This is a genomic window from Bacillus sp. S3, from assembly GCF_005154805.1.
Classification (GTDB): domain Bacteria; phylum Bacillota; class Bacilli; order Bacillales; family Cytobacillaceae; genus Neobacillus.
The window spans coordinates 201283-220981 of the sequence record NZ_CP039728.1 but is presented as its reverse complement, the minus strand read 5'-3'; the positions used below and the strand labels follow the sequence as shown (position 1 = coordinate 220981).

Sequence of the window (19699 nt, the reverse complement as noted above, 5' to 3'; positions counted from 1 at the left end):
GATGTTATTATTGTGGCAAGGATTGGACTACAGGAGGACTAAGATGGGTTATTTACAACCGGAAGTTAATCGAAATTATGTTCACTCAGATTTGCAGGCAACATGTAATATTTATTCTATCTTTCATCTAGTCGTTCAAGCTCCATATTCCTACCCATACCATTCCCATCCTGGCTATTTTGAACTAAGCATGGTTTTGAAGGGGTGCCAGGTTATAACGATTGATGGAAAAACGTACGAACAGCTTCCAGGAGATATTACACTAGTCCTTCCCGATCAAGTGCATAAAATGGAAGTTCAGAAAAGTGCATCACTCGAGTTTTTTGTGATGATTTTTAATATAAATGACCCAATGTTCACTAATTGGTTAAAATATAAAAATGAAAACTTCTTCCCAGTCGGCTCGAAATTGAATACGATCATTTCTCCGAAGTTAAAAACCATTTTAAATAAGTTTATAGTATTAAATGGTCCTTCTAAAAGAATGCATATACTTGCAATGGTATATGACCTATGCTCCACGTTGACAGATCTGATGGAAAACGATACACCAATAAAGCCTGGAGCATTTACATTGGCACAAAAAATCGCAGAAAAGATTGAAGTATTAAGCACACTGCATTCCACTTTAAAGAAAGATGAAAATACGAGTATCCAGCAGATTGCGGATGATTTAGGTGTCAGTTTATCTTACTGCAATCGCATTTTCCATAAGTTTTATGAGATGTCACCGCGTCAATATTTATCTGAATTAAAATTAAGGGAAGCAAAAAAGCTTCTGGAACAGGATTATCCCATTCTTCAAGTGGCTGAAATCTTAGGCTTTGGCGACTCAGCGCAATTTAGTCGCCAGTTTAAGCGGTGGACGAATCTATCACCAAGCGCGTATAAAAAAATTCATAGAAATAGTGTTTTCATCCAACATCATTAGTAGAATATATGCGTGGTGAACCCGTGAATATAAAATAGCCGATTCCTTTTAAATGGAACCGGCTTATTTTTTATTCGTTCATTTTATAAAGTGAAGATGCTCGTATATGGAAATCTGCAGGAAGTACAATTTTCCTTGGATTTTCTGGACTTGTTTTTTCAATTCGTTCAATGAGCATTTGAGCCCCCATATATCCAAAATCATAGGAAGGCTGTTCGGCAGCTGTTAGAAAAAGTTCATTCTCCGTATAATTTGGTACTTCATCATAACAAACGACAGCTATCTCTTCAGGGACTTTTATATCGAATTTTTTTAGAGCTTTTACAGTATTTAACCCCAAAAAGTTACTTGTCGCAAAAATTGCAGTTGGGCGCTCACTTACAGGCAGCTGAAGAAGTTTTTTAATCTTACTGGAAACATCGCTATCCTGGAAAAATGGACTTTGGTGAATCCACTTTTGATTAATCGGCAACCCATGTAAATGAAGCGTATCACAATACGCTTGATGACGTTCCCTAGAAGTGGCAACATCTAATGGACCATTAATGATTGCAATTCTTCTATGTCCTTGCTCAATTAAATGTTCCATTAACTTTCGAGTGGTGGTTTCATTATCACTCAGAACTTGATCGCACCTCAGATCCTCGATGTAACGATCGATTAATACAAACGGTATATTGTGTTTGGTCAGCTTACGAATATTTTTTTTCGAAGAGTCGCTCGCCGGAGCCAGCAGAACACCGTCAGACCCAGTTGAAATCAGCATGTCAATATACTTTGATTCTTTTTCAATATTTTCATCACTATTGCAAAGCAACAGTTGATAACCCATTTGCAGGGCTTTGTCTTCTGCACCACGAGCGACACTAGTAAAAAACGGGTTAGATATATCGGTAATCATTAACGATAAAATTTTCGTTTTCTTGGAGACTAAGCTTCTCGCTGAACTGTTTGGTATATAATTCAATTCTTTAATAACCGCCTCAACTTTTTTCCTCGTTTGTTCACTGATTTTATCAGAATGATTAATTACTCTAGAGACGGTCATAGCAGAGACATTGGCTTTTTTTGCTATATCATAAATCGTTACCAAATGTAATCCCCCTAATTAGATGAAACTTACTTCCATTTTAAAGCATATAGTTAACATTTATCAAGGAAATAGTGTTAACGGTAACATACAGAAGCTAAATGTTACTTTAATGGTAATATGAGTTGTTTGACAATCAGAGGTTTATTTGTATTTCAATATGAATTGACATATTTGACATTGGTTTGGTAAATTTGTGTTATCGATAACAAGAAATTCTATCGTTACTATTTTTTGATAAGAAAGTACTTTCTAAAAAATGGTAACTATGTGCGGTACTTAATTCGTATGTTAATATAATTGATAAGAGGTGACAGTAAATTGCAAAAGTTAAGAGAACGATTAAAACCTTTATCAACCAAAAAGAAAATAGAATACTTAATTGAATATTATTCCTTTCATTTTATTGCCGTCATTGTGGTCATTTTCTTTCTTTTTATGGGATTTAATACATTTGCGAATCAACCGAAAGAGATGCTGGAAGTACGGATGGTTGGGGAAAATTTTCATGACGGACTCGCACTAGAAGTACAAAGAGAGTTAGAACCATTCACGATTAATCGCAAGCGTTCTCAAAAAGAGCAGTTTTCCGTACTAGCGATTAACACAAGCGAGGCATCGGGCGATCCAGCTTCATTAGGGAAAATTCAAAAATTGGGGGCGGAAATCGCGGCAAAAGAGGTGGATGTACTTCTTTTAGATGAAAAGACCTTTCACCAATTCAATGAAGAGGGTAATTTATATGATTTAAGCACCATAAGCGGCACTGAGGATTGGAAAGAAACAAAATATTCTTCGAGTCATGCCGCGGTAACTGGAATAGATATCTCCAAGGTTTCTTATTTCTCTTCACTTTCTGGAAATAACGAGCCGCTTATTTTTGCTGTTTTGGCAAATACCGAACGAATTGATGAAGTTGAAAATTTCATTGATTATCTCAATTAGGTTCTCTTATCGCATAGGCAAAAGGGGATACCAACATGAAAGCTTGGGATTTAGATCAATTTAAAGGTGTATTTGTTGCCATGTATTCTGCTTATGATGAGGCTGGAGAAGTTTTTACAATATTCCACAGACTACAGGTTTCAATTTAACTCAGCCACTATTCCCAAAAAAGCTGCGGAGGAAAAAGTAATCTTGATTAAGATGTCTGGAGAAAGTGTTTTTGATTTATAACAATTCAAAGCGAATGCTGGAAAAGAGTTTCTCGGCCAAGTTATCGAATCATGCAGGAATGATTGGGGCCGTTTACCACTTCTTGGATATTTCACATGAATCTTTTAGTCTATAAAAATGAAGAAATTGTATGTAACCTGTTGAGTTGACTCTACAAGTTGTGATGATATAATTTAGGTATTTTCGATTGAAGGGGTGGGTATTAGTTGATGGAGCTAGAATTTGTAACAAGATGTTTAAGTTCTTTGACAAAGGTTTTTGCTGTTCAAGAATTGAAAGTCAAGGCTATTAATAGTGGGTCAGTACTTTTAAATGAAACGTACTCTTTTCAGGTTGCTTTTAAATCTAGAACACTAGTAAAAAGTATTAAGGTGAAAGTAAATTCAGCACTTAATGAGAAGGTCACGGTCCGTTCTGTAGGACTGGTTCCATCCGAATTACCATGTTATCACGATCATGATGATCTTATCCTTAAATCAACACCTGGATTATATCCAGATCCGCTTTATCCGATGCCTGACAAAGACGGTTTAGTAGCTTTCCCAGAGCAGTGGCGTTCTATTTGGATTACTGTTGATCTTCAGGGAGACAGTAATCCAGGCAGATATCCGATTGAAGTAATTTTTGAAAAGGAAAATGGGGAATGCCTGGGTAAGGAGGTTTTCGAATTAGAGGTTATAGCCGCCGAGCTTCCTGAGCAAAAATTAATACATACAGAGTGGTTCCATACCGATTGCCTGGCAACACATTATCATGTAGATGTCTTTAGTGAGGAGCATTGGAAAAGAATTGAGCAATTTGTTCAAACTGCGGCAAAGCATGGAATGAATATGATACTCACACCAATCTTTACACCGCCTCTAGATACCGAGGTCGGGGGAGAGCGGCCGACTGTTCAGCTTGTTGATGTAGAAAAGTCAGGTGAAAAATTCTCTTTCCAATTTGAAAATCTAAAAAGATGGATTGATTTAGGTAGAAAGCAAGGAATCAAGTATTTTGAGTTCTCTCATCTCTTTACACAATGGGGAGCAAAGCATGCACCGAAAATAGTTGGTAATGAAAATGGAGAATTGAAACAATTATTTGGTTGGGAAACCGATGCAATGAGTCTTGAATATCGAGTTTTTCTTCAGCAATTTCTTCCTAGTTTGCTAGAATTTATTAACCAGAATAATTTAAAAGACCAATGCTTTTTCCATGTTTCAGATGAGCCGCATCTGACCCAGGTTGAATCTTATAAAAATGCTAGTGTGATTCTGAAAGAATACTTAAAAGATTTTCCTATTATTGACGCTCTTTCAGACTATACGATCTATGAAAAGGGCCTTGTCAAAAATCCGATTCCCTCCAATGATCATATCAATGCCTTTATAGAGAATGGGGTAGAAAATCTTTGGACCTATTATTGCTGTGCCCAATATAAAAAAGTTGCAAACCGATTTTTCTCGATGCCATCGTTTCGTAATCGGGTTTTAGGTATCCAGCTATATAAATATAAAATCGCTGGCTTTCTTCATTGGGGATATAATTTTTGGTATGCACAATATTCGAAAAAAGCGATCGATCCATTTAAAAATACGGATGCCAATTATGCATTCCCTTCCGGAGATGCTTTTCTTGTTTATCCGGGTGAAGATGGTCCAATCGAATCGATAAGACTCGAGGTATTAAATGAAGCACTGCAAGATTTGAGAGCGCTGCAATTGCTGGAAAGCGTTGTTGGAAGAGAACAAGTTTTAGATCTTTTGCAAGAAGGGCTGGATTATGAAATAACCTTTGAACAATATCCAAAAGATCAAGAGTGGTACCTTGAAAAAAGGGAACAGATTAATGAAAAAATTAAGAGAGAAGGTGTAGTATGTCAGCATTGACTTATAATGAATGGATTTAATGAGCATTGACTGTTTGACGACAGAATATCGAAATAATGAGACACCAGAGAAAAGAAAATCAATAGCAATTTTTACTACAGGATTAAATAATCTAGATTGCTTATTCGGCTTTCTCTAAATTCTCCTGGAGAAAAACCCGTCATTTTTCGAATTTCTTGATTGGCAGTATTGAGTTTTTTTGTAAAACGATAGCATTCCATGATAAATTCGTAGGCTCTAGCCGAGGATAGATAAGCATCAATCATTTTTTGTTCTCTTGTTTCTTGGAGGAGGCTGTACAATAGTTGAATCAGATTTGTTTCTGGAGGAATATTTACAGTCTTCCCGGCATGAACATGAATAAAATCCCAGCATGAAGCAGCGGCACTTCCGGTTAATGTAATATAAATAAATTCCCAGCTTTCACTGCTCTCGGGAAGAAAGTAACAATGCTGACTTGGCAGTTGGACAAAAAATGCATCGCCGTGATGTAATGAGTACCGCTTATCATCGAAGGTAATGGCACCTTGACCGGAGAGGGTATATTGAAAAACATATTTTTCTACCCCTTGAATATCCTTTCTCCTCATCCCATCCCAGTAATAATCAATGGAAGTTTGAAGCTCCCATCCAATTGATGAAATATTTGCTACATTATTTTGAGGCATATCCTGAAAACGAAACCCGTAATTACCATACTTTTGACTAGACAATATTTTACCCTCCGTTCGCAAGTTATTACCATTGTAGAAATAATGTAAGCGCCATAATATGAGTATAGCAGTTTTTTATTATTTTAAATGGTCGAATTGTACAAAAACATTTATGACAATTTTTTTCAGGGGGTTAAAAATCATGTCAAAAATCACGTTTATAGGCGCAGGAAGTACGGTTTTTGCTAAAAATGTCCTCGGGGACTGCTTGATGGTACCAGCCCTTAAGGGGTTTGAGTTCGCATTATTTGATATTGACGAGAAACGCTTAAAAGAATCGGAGGCCATGCTTCTGAATTTGAGAAATCGATATAACAAAAGCATTCGGATAAAGGCCTATTTGGACAGAAAGGAAGCGTTACAAGGAGCTAAATATGTGATAAATGCCATTCAAGTTGGCGGCTATAAACCGAGTACAGTCATTGATTTTGAAATACCGAAAAAATATGGTCTCCGCCAGACAATTGCGGACAGTGTTGGAATTGGCGGAATCTTTCGTTCATTACGCACCATTCCTGTTTTATTTGACTTTGCAAAGGATATCGAGGAAGTTTGCCCGGATGCTTTGTTCTTAAATTATACGAATCCGATGGCTTCTTTAACGGGTGCGATGCTTCGCTATACAAACGTGAAAACAGTTGGATTATGCCATAGTGTCCAAACCTGTACAAGGGATCTATTCGAATCATTGGGAATGGAGCATGAAGGCATTTCTGAGAAAATAGCTGGTATTAACCATATGGCCTGGCTGCTTGAAGTAAAAAAGGCTGGAAAAGATTTATATCCTGAAATTAAACGACGGGCTAAACAGAAACAAGTGTCAAAGCACCCCGATATGGTGCGGTTTGAGTTAATGGACAAATTCGGATTTTATGTGACTGAATCTTCAGAGCATAATGCGGAATATCATCCGTATTTCATTAAACGACAATATCCGGACTTAGTTGAAAAGTTCAATATTCCGCTCGATGAATATCCGAGACGCTGTGAAAATCAAATACGGAGCTGGGAGGGAATGCGTGAAGAGCTGACAAGGAATTCAGATCTTTCTCATGACCGCTCAAATGAATATGGTTCAAGAATCATTGAATCCATGGAAACCAATATTCCATTTAAGTTCGGCGGCAATGTCTTAAATACAGGCGGCTTAATACCTAATCTGCCCCGGAAGGCTGTGGTAGAAGTACCGTGTGTTTCAGATCGCAGCGGAATCACACCGTGCTATATGGGGGAGCTTCCCGAGCAGCTTGCTGCACTAAACCGAACCAATATAAATACCCAGCTGTTGACCATCGAAGCAGCGGTTACGAGGAAAAAAGAGCATGTTTACCAGGCAGCCATGCTGGATCCGCATACAGCAGCGGAATTATCATTAGACGATATTGTATCATTGTGTGATGACTTAATAGCAGCACATGGAGAATGGCTGCCAGTGTTTAAATAATAAGTGAACTTGTTGATTTTTTACTTTTAATTAAAATCCAAAAATATTTCATACTCAGGTAAAAATGACATATCATCATTTAGAGGTTTGGATTCCCATAAAATTCCAGTGTCTTTTGTATCTATACCTATAGTCCTTTTCACACCATGCTTAGGGAAATTTTCATTCCAGAGGAGGAAGTATGTTAATTTTTAAAAAATTAAAGTCGTTTTATCTTCCTTATAAGAAGGATTTCATTTGGTCGATGCTTTTCTTGGTGTTGATAGCTGGAATTACTGTTGTTTATCCAATGATTCTGCAGCTGACCATTGATGAAGTAGTTCTTGGGGAAAAATATGAATTGGTACCATGGATTTCTTTAGGATTTATTGCGGTTATGGCGGTAAAAGGATTGTCGGCCTTTATTCAACATTATTTGGCAGACATGTTTGGAATTAAATCCGTTTTTCATCTGCGCAATACCTTATATGAAAAATTGCAGCGGCTCCCGTTCAGCTACTACGATAATGCAAAGACAGGTGATCTTATGTCACGTTTGACCGCAGATGTAGAAGGGTTCCGCTTTTTTGTGTCGTTCGGTTTTAGTGAGGTTCTCCGCTTTGTTATTGTTGTTACTGCTAGTTTAATTGTGATGTTTAATTATTCCGTTACTCTCACATTTGTCACAATTGCGGCACTGCCATTCATCAGCATTGCTGTTTATAAATTTGATAAAGATGTTCACCCTGCTTTCCGTGGAATCCGAGGATCACTCAGCAATCATGGAAAAGGCAAGGTAGGTGAGAAAATGGAAGAAAAGCGTAAGAAAAAATTAATATTAGAACGGTTTCACTATTCAAATGAGCAAGTGATCGATAAAGCATTTAACTGGCAGCAGATAAGTCGGTTATTGCAGTATGTAAAACCGTATGCGAAGTCGTATCTGCCGCTATCATTTTTAGCTGTTATCCTGTCAACAGCCATCCGGTTAATCATTCCGATTTTAATCGGTGTCTATACACTTGACCGGGCGATTATTGAAAAAGATACCGGATTGCTATTGAACCTAGTTTTTATCATTTCAGGATTGTATTTGCTGTCTTATTTGGTCAATGCCTTAAGAATTCGCTGGATGAATAAGCTTGGGCAAAATGTCATTTATGACTTACGCAAGCATTTATTTACCCATGTTCAGTCATTGTCCCATCGGTTCTTTGACCAGCGCTCGGCCGGCTCGATTCTTGTCCGGATTATGAATGACATTAACTCTCTTCAGGAATTGTTCACGAATGGTGTTATTAATCTATTAACTGATTTTCTGCTGTTATTGGCGGTCATTTTTATCCTATTCTCTTTAAATGCTAAACTCACGATTGCGATAATGGTTATTCTGCCAATCATGTTTTTTATATCGACAAGTCTGCGAAAAAAGATCCGATTATCGTGGCAGATGGTACGGCTGAAACAATCAAAAATTAACTCTCATTTGAATGAAAGCATTCAAGGAATTCGAGTCACACAGGTATTTACCCAAGAAGATGAGAACATTCAATTTTTTAAGGGACTCAACAAAGAAAACTTTGACACATGGCAGGGAGCAGTCAAGAAAAATGCGATGTTTGGTCCGTTTGTGGAAATGACGAATGCCATCGGGACGGCAATTCTAATTTGGTATGGTGCTTTTCTTGTGATGAACGGCGAAAGTACCATTGGGGAATTTGTTTCGTTTGCCTTTTATTTAGGGATGTTCTGGGAGCCGATTTCCCGTCTTGGTCAATTATATAACCAGCTCTTGATTGGAATGGCGTCTTTCGAGCGGATTTTTGAGTATTTGGATGAACGGCCGCTTGTGGCAGAAGCTCCAAACGCACGGGTGCTGGCTTCGATGAAGGGCAAGATTGAGTTTGAAGACGTAACGTTTTCCTATGATGAAAAGAGAACGGCATTAAATGGCATCTCGTTTTCGATTCAGGCAGGTGAGACTGCGGCGCTTGTCGGGCACACAGGGTCAGGGAAGACAACAATCGCTAATTTGATTAGCCGATTTTATGACGCAACAGAAGGCGAAGTTAAAATTGATGGCCATTCCATTCAGGATATATCGGTTGCCAGTTTGCGTTCGCAAATTAGTGTCGTCCTCCAGGATACGTTTATTTTTTCAGGTACAATCATGGAAAACATCCGATTTGGCAACCCAAGTTCGAGCGATGAGGAAGTAGTGGCAGCCGCAACAGCTGTCGGTGCTGATTCTTTCATTACGAAACTTTCAAATGGGTACCATACAGAAGTGGAAGAGCGTGGCAATGTTTTGTCTGTAGGTGAACGACAGCTTCTTTCCTTCGCAAGAACTCTGCTCGCGGATCCAAAAATCCTCATTCTTGATGAGGCAACAGCAAGTATTGATACAGAGACTGAAGTCAAGATTCAACGAGCATTAAAAACAATTTTAAAAGGAAGAACGGCGATCATCATTGCTCATAGGCTTTCGACAATTCGAGAAGCAGACAAGATTATTGTCATGGAACATGGTAATATTCTGGAACAAGGTAATCACGAGATGCTGATGGCCAAACAAGGAGTTTACTACGAATTGGTAAAAGCACAATATAAAATGCTTGCTGTGGGTTGATTTTTCAAAAGGGGCTGTGCCATATTGTCGTTTAAATTACTTTTTGGCACAGCCTTTTTATTATTTGATTGTAGAATAATTACGCTTTTCTACAATCATTAAATGAACGGTAAGTCAAGATAAGATTTTTTTTGTGAATAATTGAACTATTTTTATATAAATTGAATATTTACGTAAATCTATCAAAAAAAATGCTATTCTTTGGAAAAAGCATGTTTAGCGGATAGGATTGTTAGGGGTTACAAATGTTCAATTTACGTTGTAAGAGCTTTATTAAAAGGTGGTTGTGTATTTCATGAGAATTCTCTATTTAGATTTAGACTCACTCCGTCCTGATCACTTAGGATGCTATGGTTACCATCGCAATACTTCACCAAATATTGATGAGATTGCAAAGGATGGCGTGATATTTTCCAATTATTATTGTTCTGATGCGCCCTGTTTACCATCACGGTCAGCTTTAATGTCAGGAAAATTTGGTATTCATAATGGGGTCGTTGGTCATGGCGGAACTGCAGCCGATATGAGGCGTGAAGGACCAAGCCGCGGCTTTAGCGATCGATTAGCCCGGGAAAGTCTACCAGGATCACTGCGTCAGCTTGGTTTTAAAACGGCTGCCATTAGCACATTTGCTGAAAGACATTCTGCCTGGACGTTCAATGCAGGTTTTAATGAAGTATTAAATATCGGCAGAAGCGGCGGGGAATCTGCTGAACAAGTTCTCCCTGTTGCACTTAAATGGCTGGAGGATAATGGGAAAGCAGATAATTGGTTTTTACATTTGAACTTCTGGGATCCGCATACCCCATATCGAACACCTGAGGAATATGGCAATCCCTTTGCCAATGAACCGATGCCTGCATGGTTAACGGAAGATGTCTTTAAGCTTCATCAACAGAAGGAGAATCAACACAGTATTAACCATATGAATGAACTTGCAAAGACACATTATTATAGATGGCCTCGACATGGCGGGCAGATTGCGGCCTACGATGATCTACGAATGATTATTGACAATTATGATTGTGCCATCCGCTATATGGATGATCATGTCGGACAGGTACTGCGAAAGTTAGAAGAGTTAGGAGTGATGGAAGATACCGCGATCTTGATTAGCGCTGATCATGGGGAAAATATGGGAGAGTTAGGTATTTACTCTGAGCATGGAACCGCTGACCAAGGAACTTGTCGTATTCCGATGATTATCCGTTGGCCAAACGGCTTGAAGGGAACAATCGATGAAGGATTACACTATCATCTGGATCTTGCTCCTACAATCGCTAGTTTACTAGGAGGACCAAAGATTGAATCCTGGGATGGACAAAGCTATTCAGACAGTATCGTGAACGGCGGATTTACAGGCAGGGAATACCTGGTTCTATCCCAATGTGCCCATGTTTGTCAGCGAAGTGTCCGATTTGGTGATTGGTTATATATCCGCTCGTATCATGATGGATATAATGGTTTCCCAAAAGAGATGTTGTTTAATTTAACCGAAGATCCGTATGAACAAGTAAATCTTTCCCAGGAAAGGCGCGACATATGTAAGGACGCAGTTTATATCCTTAACGAATGGCATGACGAAATGATGGCTTCAATGGAATATGCTTTTGACCCATTATGGACCGTGATGAAAGAAGGCGGACCATTGCACGCAAGGGAATATAAAAAATAAGAGGATAAGAGATTGTTGGAAAAATGAGGAGGAAGACACTTGGATAAAGTTCGTGTTGGATTTGTAGGAGCAGGTGGAATTGCGAATGTCCACCTGCAGCATGTCAGTAAAAATGAAAGGGCTTTAGTGACAGCGATTTGTGACATTCATGAAGAGACGGCACTGCAAAAAGTGAAGCAATATGGCGGATCAGCCTACACAAATGTGGATGAAATGCTTGAGAAAGAAGCGTTAGATGCATTATTTATTTCTGTACCGCCATTTGCTCATGGAGACATTGAAGAAAAAGCGGCTAAAAAAGGGATTCATTTAATGGTTGAAAAACCACTGGGCCTTGACTATCAAACCGTTGCCAAAAAGGCAGAAGTTATCAAACAATCAGGAATTATCAACGGGGCAGGATATTGCCTGCGTTACTGGGAAACGGTGGCGAAGGCAAAGGAATACTTAAAGGATAAGAAACCTGCCTTGGTTCGCGGCCATTATTTATCATCATTTGTTCCGACACCTTGGTACATTGATTGGGAGAAATCCGGAGGCCAGCTTGTTGAGCAATCGACACATATCGTGGATTTAGCGAGATATTTAGGCGGCGAGATCGAACAAGTCTATGCCAATATGAGCCTGCAGGTCCATCATGATTTCCCAAATATTAATATCCCAGATGTGACCTCCATGAATTTCGTATATGACTCTGGAGCGGTTGGCCATATCGATAGTACCTTTGCTCAATTTGACCATCGGACAGGAATAGAATTATTGGGAGGAGATTTTCGGGTTGTTATCGATGGCGGTAATTTGACAATCCTCGAAAAAGGGGCTAAACCTTTAAACTTCAAACCAGAGTTGGATTTCTATGGAGTCCAGGACAGCTTATTTATCGAGGCTATTATCAAAGGAGACCAAAATTTAATTTTATCCTCCTACGAGGATGGTTTAAAGACACTAGCCGTAACGTTAGCTGCCAATCAGTCGCATGAAACGGGACTTCCGGTGAGAGTGGCTGATTTAAGTAAGTTGATTGTGAATAAACATATGGAGGTAAATTCTTAATGAAACTTGGTATCAGTTCGTGTTAGCAATGAACGCAAGAGAAGAGCGAGTAAAGTGGTTCATGGAAGATCGTTTTGGTTTGTTTATTCATTGGGGGCTGTATTCGATTCCTGCGAGAGGAGAATGGCTCCGTGCCAATGAACGGTTAACCATTGAGGAGTATCAGCCTTTTTTTGAGGAATTCAATCCCATGTACTATAACCCTCGCGAGTGGGCAAAAGCGGCAAAAGCAGCCGGGCAGAAATATGCCGTGTTAACCGCCAAGCACCATGATGGTTTTTGTTTATTTGATAGTCAATTAACTGATTATAAGGTAACCAATACACCTGCGGGCCGTGACCTCATTAAGGAATATGTTGAGGCATTCCGGGCAGAAGGAATAAAGGTAGGGCTGTATTATTCGATTATTGACTGGTATCATCAGGATTTCCCTAAGTACGGGGACCGCTATCATCCGATGCGGGACAATGAGGAATATAAAGAAGATGTAGTAGACTTTTCAGGATATCTTGCCTATTTCCATGGACAGGTTAAAGAGTTATTAACGAACTATGGGAAAATTGATATTTTATGGTTTGACTTTTCCTATGATGATATGACGGGGGAAAAATGGGAAGCAACGAAGCTTATGGAGATGATCCGTGAGTTGCAGCCAGAAATTCTAATTGATAACCGTCTGGGCGGAAATATTAAGTTAGCCCAGCCTGAAGTTTATGCAGGGGATTTTTACTCTCCGGAACAAATTATTCCTGTAGGCGGGATTGTCAATATGGATCTTAAGCCGATTCCATGGGAGGCATGTATCACCTTGAATGATCATTGGGGTTATCATTCGAAGGATTTGAATTACAAATCTCCGAAACAAGTCATTCGCACATTGGTCGAGTGTGTCAGTAAGGGCGGAAATCTATTGTTAAATGTCGGTCCAAATGCTAAGGGGGAAATTCCTGAGCAATCCCACGAGATTTTACAGGCGGTCGGAAAGTGGATGAGGCAGAATGGGGAAAGCGTTTATGGATGTAACACCGCTGGTTTGCCGAAGCCAGAGTGGGGAAGGTATACCCAAAAAGGAAACTATTTATATGCCCATGTATTTGACCGTGGGATTGGTCCCATTTATTTTCAGGGATTAAAAGGCAGGATTAAAAAAGCAAGGCTCCTTGCTGATGGAAGTGAACTAAAGGTGGAGGTTCCGTGGATGGCGGAGCAGTATTCAGATATTGAAAATGGTGCGTTCATTCATTTATCAGGAGCACAGCTGCCAGATGAAATGGATACCGTTATTGAACTAGAATTAATAGATTGAATTAGGAGGATGGGAACGATGAGTAAATTAAAAATTGGTGTAATTGGGGCCGGTTCGATTTCAGATTTACATTTTCAGTCTTATGCAAAAAATGAACAGGTTGAAATCCATGCCATTTGTGATTTGAATGAAGAAAGGGCAGAGGAAAAAAAGAAAAAATACAATGCTGAAGTCATTTATACAAATTATGAAGACTTATTGAAGAACCCGCAAATTGATGCGGTCAGTATTTGTACATGGAATAATTCTCATGCAGAAATTGCCATTGCTGCTTTGAATGCTGGCAAGCATGTATTAGTTGAAAAACCATTATGTAAAACGGTTGAGGAATCGCTAAAGGTAGAGGAAGCGGTAATGAAAAGCGGGAAAATCCTTCAAGTAGGCTTTGTCCGCAGATTTGGAACGAATACAAAAGTTCTTAAATCGTTTATTGATTCTGGTGATCTAGGCGAAATTTATTATGCAAAAGCCTCGATACTAAGACGTTTAGGAAACCCTGGTGGCTGGTTTGCTGACAAGGAAAGATCAGGCGGAGGACCGCTTATCGATATCGGTATCCATATCATTGATTTATGCTGGTATCTAATGGGGAAACCAAAAGTGAAATCCATTAGCGGAAACACTTATTCAAAGCTTGGAAATCGAGCGAATATTAAAAACTTATCTTTCTATCAAGCAGCAGATTATGATCCTAGTATTAATAAAGTAGAAGATCTTGCCAATGCCCTAATCCGTTTTGAAAATGGTGCTTCCTTAATGATCGATGTCAGTTTTACCCTTCACCTTAAGAAGGATGAAACGTCTGTTAAGATTTTTGGCGATAAAGGTGGAGCAGAAATTGAACCTGAACTCGTTATCGTAACAGAAAAAAATAATACGATTTTAAATGCACAGCCGCAAATTGATTCCCTGTCCTTTGATTTCAATAATGCTTTCCAAAATGAAATTAACCATTTCATTAAGTGTTGCCAAGGTGAAGAACAAACTATCAGCCCAGTGGAAGACGGCGTGGAAATAATGAAAATATTATGCGGCATCTATGAATCAAGTGAAACAGGTAAAGAAATCTCTTTTGACCGATCCAACGTAACGGTTTAATTGAAAAAAATCTTTTAAGGAGCAATCAATTTGGTATCCCGGCTACGAAAATGTAAAAAGACTTTGGTATGAGGTGAAGGTTTATGAAACTATCAAATAAAATCGGAATTATTGTGGACAGCCTCCGTTTGCCGCTCCGTGAAGGTTTAAAGACAGCTAAAGAGATGGGTGCAGATGGCGTTCAAATTTATGCGGTGGATGGAGAAATGGCTCCGGAAAATTTAACTTCTGCTGCCCGAAAGGAATTAAAGGATTACATCTCATCATTAGGGTTAGAGATATCGGCTCTTTGCGGTGATCTTGGAGGGCATGGATTTCAGGATCCAGAAATGAATCCGCAAAAAATTGAAAAATCAAAGAGAATCCTAGATTTGGCCGTTGAATTAGGAACGGATATTGTGACAACTCATATTGGGATAATTCCTGAAGACCCAGCCGCCCCTGTGTATGAATCGATGCAAAAAGCGTGTGAGGAATTAGGGGTATACGCAAAAAGCTTAAATGCTTATTTTGCGATTGAAACAGGCCCGGAAACCTCCTTAAAGCTGAAGTCGTTCTTGGATACTCTTAGCACCAATGGGGTTTCCGTCAATTTTGATCCGGCAAATATGGTCATGGTTACAGGAGATGACCCTGTTGAAGGAGTTAAGCTTTTGAAGGATTACATTGTTCATACACATGTGAAGGATGGAGTCCGAAATAAACCTGTAGATCCTCGTGATGTTTACGGTGCACTTGGCTATGGCGGCGGAGTGGACCATGAACAAATTGCCAAGATGGTAACCGAAGGGGAATTTTTCAGAGAGTTACCGTTAGGTGAGGGGAAAGTCGATTTTGTAAATTATTTCGCTGCACTACAATCAATTGGTTACAATGGTTATTTAACCATTGAAAGAGAAGTAGGGACAAACCCTGTTTATGATATTGGCGAGGCTATTAAGTTTATTCGGACATTTAAATAATAGAAAGCTAGATTTTAATAAAATAATATAGATGTCAGTTACAAGAATAGGGCTGGACGAAAAAAGGTCCGGCCCTATTCTATTAGAAAGGCTCGTAATAAGGGGTGGAACGAATGAGCATTGGCTGCTTGACGACAGAACATCGAAATATAAGTGTGATGTGGAAGACGGTATCTGAAGATTGTAATTTAGCGTGTGATTATTGTTATTACAGCACTTGTGGCGGAAAGCCAGGGAAGAAAATTAATCGAATTGATTCTAAGATTTTAGATAAATTTATTAAGGAATATATGGAGAGGTCAAATGGGGTTGCTTCCTTTGCCTGGCAAGGGGGAGAACCGTTACTAGCCGGGCTTGATTTTTTCGAGGAAGTGGTTTCTCTTCAAGCTAAATACGCTCCGAAAAATACGATTATTTCTAACTCACTGCAAACCAATGGAACGCTATTGACTGGTAAATCTGCGCTTTTTTTAAAACAGTATCAATTTTTAGTGGGAGTTAGTTTGGATGGACCAAAGGAGATTCATGATGCCCGGAGAGTAGATTCCCGAGGGCAGGGCAGCTTTGACCGGGTTATGAAGGGAATCGGATATCTTCGTAAGCATAGGGTAGATTTTAATATTTTAACTGTCGTGCACAAGGGGAATGTTGGGAAAGCAACAGAGATGATGCAATTTTTTGAATCTGAGGGATTCGGATTTGTTCAATTTATCCCATGTATGGATTTCCGTGCTCAAGAGGTTAACCGTCCCGGTGTTTACGATATAACACCGGAAGAATATGGCGACTTCCTTTGTGAAGCCTTTGATTATTGGTATAACAATGGCGACCCAAGGACTTCGATACGATTCTTTGATGAAATGCTTTCTGTTTATGTGAATCAGCAGCCAGGTTCCTGTATCCATATGGCCTCATGCCCGCAAACGATTATTCTAGAACAAAATGGGGATGCCTTCCCTTGTGACTTTTATATTAATCCAGAATGGAAGATTGGTAATGTCGGAAGTGATTCTATTGATGAACTATTATCCCACCCATTGTATGATACCTTCCTTAAAATGAAGCCCAACTTACCCGAACCATGTAAAACATGTGAATGGAAGAAGCTCTGCCATGGAGGATGCCCTCGTAATCGGAAATGGAGTGCCGATCGTTCGACCTCGGAGGTTGACTATTTTTGTTCGAGTTACAAGCAAATTTACAGTTATGCAGATGAACGGATGAAGCAGCTCGGAGATAAGGTTAGGGCGGAGTTGTTCTATCAGAATGTGGCACGTTATTTTAAAGGGAAATCTCCAAAAAGGAATGATCCATGTCCGTGCGGCAGCGGGAAAAAATACAAACAATGCTGTGCAGACCTTCGTGTCAGCTAGGACCTAAATTATGTGAAATATAAATAGGAACATATATCATTTAATGATTTTCCTCATTTACCAAAAGTATTTTGTAGATGGAATTGCAGGTTCAATTAAAGGATAAGAAAGGTGGAAAGAAATGAAGCCCAATGTATTATTGATCATGGTTGATCAAATGAGATTTGATTGTTTAAGCTCTGCGGGCCACCCAGTTGTTGAAACACCCAATCTAGATCAATTAGCAGCGGAAGGTGTTACGTTTGGGAATGCTTACTCGGCAACGCCGACATGTGTCCCGGCACGTGCTGCAGTATTAACAGGTATGTCACAGCGATCAACGGGACGGGTGGGTTATCAGGACCGAGTGCCTTGGGACTACCCACATATGCTGCCGGAAGAAATGAGCAGTGCAGGTTACCATACACAAAGTGTCGGAAAAATGCATGTGTATCCATCCAGGAATTTATGTGGTTTTCACAATGTCATTTTACATGATGGCTATTTGCATCATAATCGTTTTAAAAACACCCCATACCAAGAGTCTTTTGAACAAACGGATGACTATTTACCTTGGCTCAGAGAGCGGCTTGGCGGTCATCGGGATATAACGGATATTGGTTTGGATTGTAATGCTTCAGCGATGAGCCGTCCTTGGCATTTACCGGAAGAGTTTCATCCAACGAATTGGGTTGTTACCCAATCGATTGATTTTCTAAGGCGCCGGGATCCAAGAAAACCATTTTTCTTAAAAATGTCATTTGTCCGCCCGCATCCACCGTTTGATCCGCCGCAAGCTTATTTTGATTACTATATGAGTAAAGAGATAGATGAGCCGGTTATCGGGACATGGGCAGCGAAAGATGAAACAGGATTAGGACTGCTCCCAACAACTAGAAGAGGTGTAGTTCCGGAACAGCGCCTTAAACGTGCCCGTGCTGCATACTATGCATTAATTGCCCATCTCGATGATCAAATTGGCCGGTTTATTCAGGCGATGTTTGAGTATCAAGTGTATCAAAACACAGTCATTTTATTTGTTTCTGATCATGGGGAACTGCTCGGGGATCATCATTTTCTAGCTAAATCACTGGCTTATGAAGGCAGTGCAAAAATTCCATTTATTCTTTCTGACCCCGGAAATCAGCTTGGAATCCAAAAGGGCACAACCTGTGACCAAATCATTGAATTACGCGATATTATGCCGACTTTATTAGAGGCAGCGGATGCTCCAATACCTGAAACGGTAGAGGGAAAAAGTGTTATTCCGCTCGCAAAAGCAATGGAGACAGAATGGAGACCTTACCTCCATGGAGAGCATGCATATGGGGATTTATCTCATCATTATATTGTAACCGGCAAAGAGAAATATATATGGTATTCACAAACAGGTAAAGAACAGTATTTTGATCTAGTAAATGATCCGCAGGAGAGACACAACTTAATTCAAGATGATCGGTATTCAGTGCAGGCAGCATCCTTAAGAAATATTCTTGTTCAAGAACTGGAAGGAAGAGAGGAAGGATACAGTGACGGAACGCATTTAATTATAGGTTGTCAGCCGAGAGCAGTGCTGAATAATAGATAAAAAATGGTAGAACTCAATTGAGTTCTATTATTTTTGAATGACAGGAATTAAATTTAGAACTTTTTTAGTTAAGTATAGAACTATTTTAATAGAAGCTTAAAATCTGGTAAATTGTTGCGAAATAAGATGTTATCCTATAGAGGAAACTGAAAGGGTTTTCAGAGGGTTGTAAGCGCAAGAGAATATCATTATTCAAAAAGAATTTTTTGGAGGTATTTTGAATGATTAAGAGAAATGATTGGGAAAACATTGCTGTACTTCATAAAAACAGATTGCCTGAACGGGCGTACTTTCTATCGTTTTCTGACGAACGTTCTGCTTTAACATATGATAGAGGAAATTCCCAGGGATTTAAACTGTTAAATGGGAGCTGGAAGTTTCATTATGCTGAAACCCCGACACTCGCTCCTGAGAATTTCCATCAAGATCATTTTGATGTGAGTGACTGGGATGAGCTCGTCGTTCCTTCCCATTGGCAGATGAATGGATATGGAAAGCCTCATTATACCAATGTTGTGTACCCGTTTCCGGTGGACCCGCCGTATGTACCAACAGAAAACCCAACTGGTTCCTATCGCAGGAATTTTTATATTCCAGCGCAATGGCTGCAGCAAAAAATCATCTTACATTTTGAGGGTGTAGACTCTGCGTTCCATGTGTGGGTCAATGGCCAGGAGGTCGGCTATAGCCAGGGCAGCCGAATTCCAGCTGAATTTGATATCACTTCTTACATCCATGAGGGCGAAAATACTTTAGCCGTTCGAGTCTATCAATGGTCGGATGGCACCTACTTAGAAGATCAGGATATGTGGTAGTTAAGCGGGATCTTCAG

General features: G+C 39.5%; 15 protein-coding genes and 1 pseudogene. 14 read left to right on the top strand and 2 right to left on the bottom strand.

The window, feature by feature from the left end:
* The first annotated feature begins 43 nt into the window (after window positions 1-43).
* Window positions 44-931, top strand: coding sequence for an AraC family transcriptional regulator (locus FAY30_RS26910; protein ID WP_190284969.1), 888 nt, complete (start codon window positions 44-46; stop codon window positions 929-931).
* Between the two features lie 70 nt (window positions 932-1001).
* On the opposite strand, the gene FAY30_RS26905 is transcribed toward FAY30_RS26910, so the two are convergent.
* Complete coding sequence (locus FAY30_RS26905; protein WP_149873049.1) at window positions 1002-2024, bottom strand: LacI family DNA-binding transcriptional regulator; 1023 nt, start codon at window positions 2022-2024, stop codon at window positions 1002-1004.
* 318 nt (window positions 2025-2342) lie between these two features.
* Between FAY30_RS26905 and FAY30_RS26900 the strand changes: the two genes are divergently transcribed.
* Both FAY30_RS26900 and FAY30_RS26890 read left to right on the top strand, forming a co-directional pair.
* On the top strand, window positions 2343-2966 hold the full coding sequence (locus tag FAY30_RS26900; RefSeq protein ID WP_149873048.1) for a hypothetical protein: 624 nt from the start codon (window positions 2343-2345) through the stop codon (window positions 2964-2966).
* Between the two features lie 440 nt (window positions 2967-3406).
* Entirely contained in the window at window positions 3407-5068 is a 1662-nt protein-coding gene (locus FAY30_RS26890; RefSeq protein ID WP_149873047.1) for a DUF4091 domain-containing protein, read from the top strand.
* Window positions 5069-5163: 95 nt separating this feature from the next.
* Here the strand turns inward: FAY30_RS26890 and FAY30_RS26885 are convergent, their stop codons facing one another.
* Entirely contained in the window at window positions 5164-5781 is a 618-nt protein-coding gene (locus FAY30_RS26885) for an AraC family ligand binding domain-containing protein (RefSeq protein ID WP_223821042.1), read from the bottom strand.
* A 142-nt stretch (window positions 5782-5923) separates the two neighbouring features.
* On the opposite strand from FAY30_RS26885, the gene FAY30_RS26880 reads away from it, so the two are divergent.
* From FAY30_RS26880 to FAY30_RS28015, 11 genes and pseudogenes are all read left to right on the top strand, one after another.
* Window positions 5924-7225, top strand: a complete 1302-nt coding sequence (locus FAY30_RS26880) for an alpha-glucosidase/alpha-galactosidase (RefSeq protein WP_149873046.1) — start codon at window positions 5924-5926, stop codon at window positions 7223-7225.
* Window positions 7226-7406: 181 nt separating this feature from the next.
* Window positions 7407-7940 (top strand): annotated as a pseudogene (locus FAY30_RS27745) (ABC transporter transmembrane domain-containing protein); the annotation flags it as partial.
* 72 nt (window positions 7941-8012) lie between these two features.
* Window positions 8013-9833 (top strand): ABC transporter ATP-binding protein, encoded by a 1821-nt coding sequence (locus FAY30_RS26875; protein ID WP_223821060.1) that lies wholly within the window; start codon window positions 8013-8015, stop codon window positions 9831-9833.
* Between the two features lie 295 nt (window positions 9834-10128).
* Window positions 10129-11508, top strand: coding sequence for a sulfatase family protein (locus FAY30_RS26870; RefSeq protein WP_149873044.1), 1380 nt, complete (start codon window positions 10129-10131; stop codon window positions 11506-11508).
* Window positions 11509-11547: 39 nt separating this feature from the next.
* The gene (locus FAY30_RS26865) at window positions 11548-12561 is read left to right on the top strand and encodes a Gfo/Idh/MocA family protein (protein WP_149873043.1); all 1014 of its coding nucleotides are present in this window, start codon (window positions 11548-11550) and stop codon (window positions 12559-12561) included.
* A 28-nt stretch (window positions 12562-12589) separates the two neighbouring features.
* Window positions 12590-13867 (top strand): alpha-L-fucosidase, encoded by a 1278-nt coding sequence (locus FAY30_RS26860; RefSeq protein ID WP_149873085.1) that lies wholly within the window; start codon window positions 12590-12592, stop codon window positions 13865-13867.
* A gap of 18 nt (window positions 13868-13885) precedes the next feature.
* Window positions 13886-14965: a Gfo/Idh/MocA family protein gene (locus FAY30_RS26855; protein WP_149873042.1), complete on the top strand. Its 1080-nt coding sequence runs from the start codon at window positions 13886-13888 to the stop codon at window positions 14963-14965.
* Between the two features lie 83 nt (window positions 14966-15048).
* Window positions 15049-15927 (top strand): sugar phosphate isomerase/epimerase family protein, encoded by an 879-nt coding sequence (locus tag FAY30_RS26850; protein ID WP_149873041.1) that lies wholly within the window; start codon window positions 15049-15051, stop codon window positions 15925-15927.
* Window positions 15928-16040: 113 nt separating this feature from the next.
* Window positions 16041-17300 (top strand): anaerobic sulfatase maturase, encoded by a 1260-nt coding sequence (locus FAY30_RS26845; RefSeq protein ID WP_149873040.1) that lies wholly within the window; start codon window positions 16041-16043, stop codon window positions 17298-17300.
* Window positions 17301-17421: 121 nt separating this feature from the next.
* Entirely contained in the window at window positions 17422-18867 is a 1446-nt protein-coding gene (locus tag FAY30_RS26840) for an arylsulfatase (RefSeq protein ID WP_149873039.1), read from the top strand.
* A 221-nt stretch (window positions 18868-19088) separates the two neighbouring features.
* Window positions 19089-19682: a sugar-binding domain-containing protein gene (locus tag FAY30_RS28015; RefSeq protein ID WP_317845717.1), complete on the top strand. Its 594-nt coding sequence runs from the start codon at window positions 19089-19091 to the stop codon at window positions 19680-19682.
* Window positions 19683-19699 lie beyond the last annotated feature (17 nt).

Excerpts from the sequence above, each read along its gene's own strand:
- FAY30_RS26910 (WP_190284969.1), top strand. The coding sequence starts at position 44 with ATGGGTTATTTACAACCGGAAGTTAATCGAAATTATGTTCACTCAGAT.
- FAY30_RS26890 (WP_149873047.1), top strand. The coding sequence starts at position 3,407 with ATGGAGCTAGAATTTGTAACAAGATGTTTAAGTTCTTTGACAAAGGTT.
- FAY30_RS26880 (WP_149873046.1), top strand. The coding sequence starts at position 5,924 with ATGTCAAAAATCACGTTTATAGGCGCAGGAAGTACGGTTTTTGCTAAA.
- FAY30_RS26875 (WP_223821060.1), top strand. The coding sequence starts at position 8,013 with ATGGAAGAAAAGCGTAAGAAAAAATTAATATTAGAACGGTTTCACTAT.
- FAY30_RS26870 (WP_149873044.1), top strand. The coding sequence starts at position 10,129 with ATGAGAATTCTCTATTTAGATTTAGACTCACTCCGTCCTGATCACTTA.
- FAY30_RS26860 (WP_149873085.1), top strand. The coding sequence starts at position 12,590 with ATGAACGCAAGAGAAGAGCGAGTAAAGTGGTTCATGGAAGATCGTTTT.
- FAY30_RS26855 (WP_149873042.1), top strand. The coding sequence starts at position 13,886 with ATGAGTAAATTAAAAATTGGTGTAATTGGGGCCGGTTCGATTTCAGAT.
- FAY30_RS26850 (WP_149873041.1), top strand. The coding sequence starts at position 15,049 with ATGAAACTATCAAATAAAATCGGAATTATTGTGGACAGCCTCCGTTTG.
- FAY30_RS26845 (WP_149873040.1), top strand. The coding sequence starts at position 16,041 with ATGAGCATTGGCTGCTTGACGACAGAACATCGAAATATAAGTGTGATG.
- FAY30_RS26840 (WP_149873039.1), top strand. The coding sequence starts at position 17,422 with ATGAAGCCCAATGTATTATTGATCATGGTTGATCAAATGAGATTTGAT.
- FAY30_RS28015 (WP_317845717.1), top strand. The coding sequence starts at position 19,089 with ATGATTAAGAGAAATGATTGGGAAAACATTGCTGTACTTCATAAAAAC.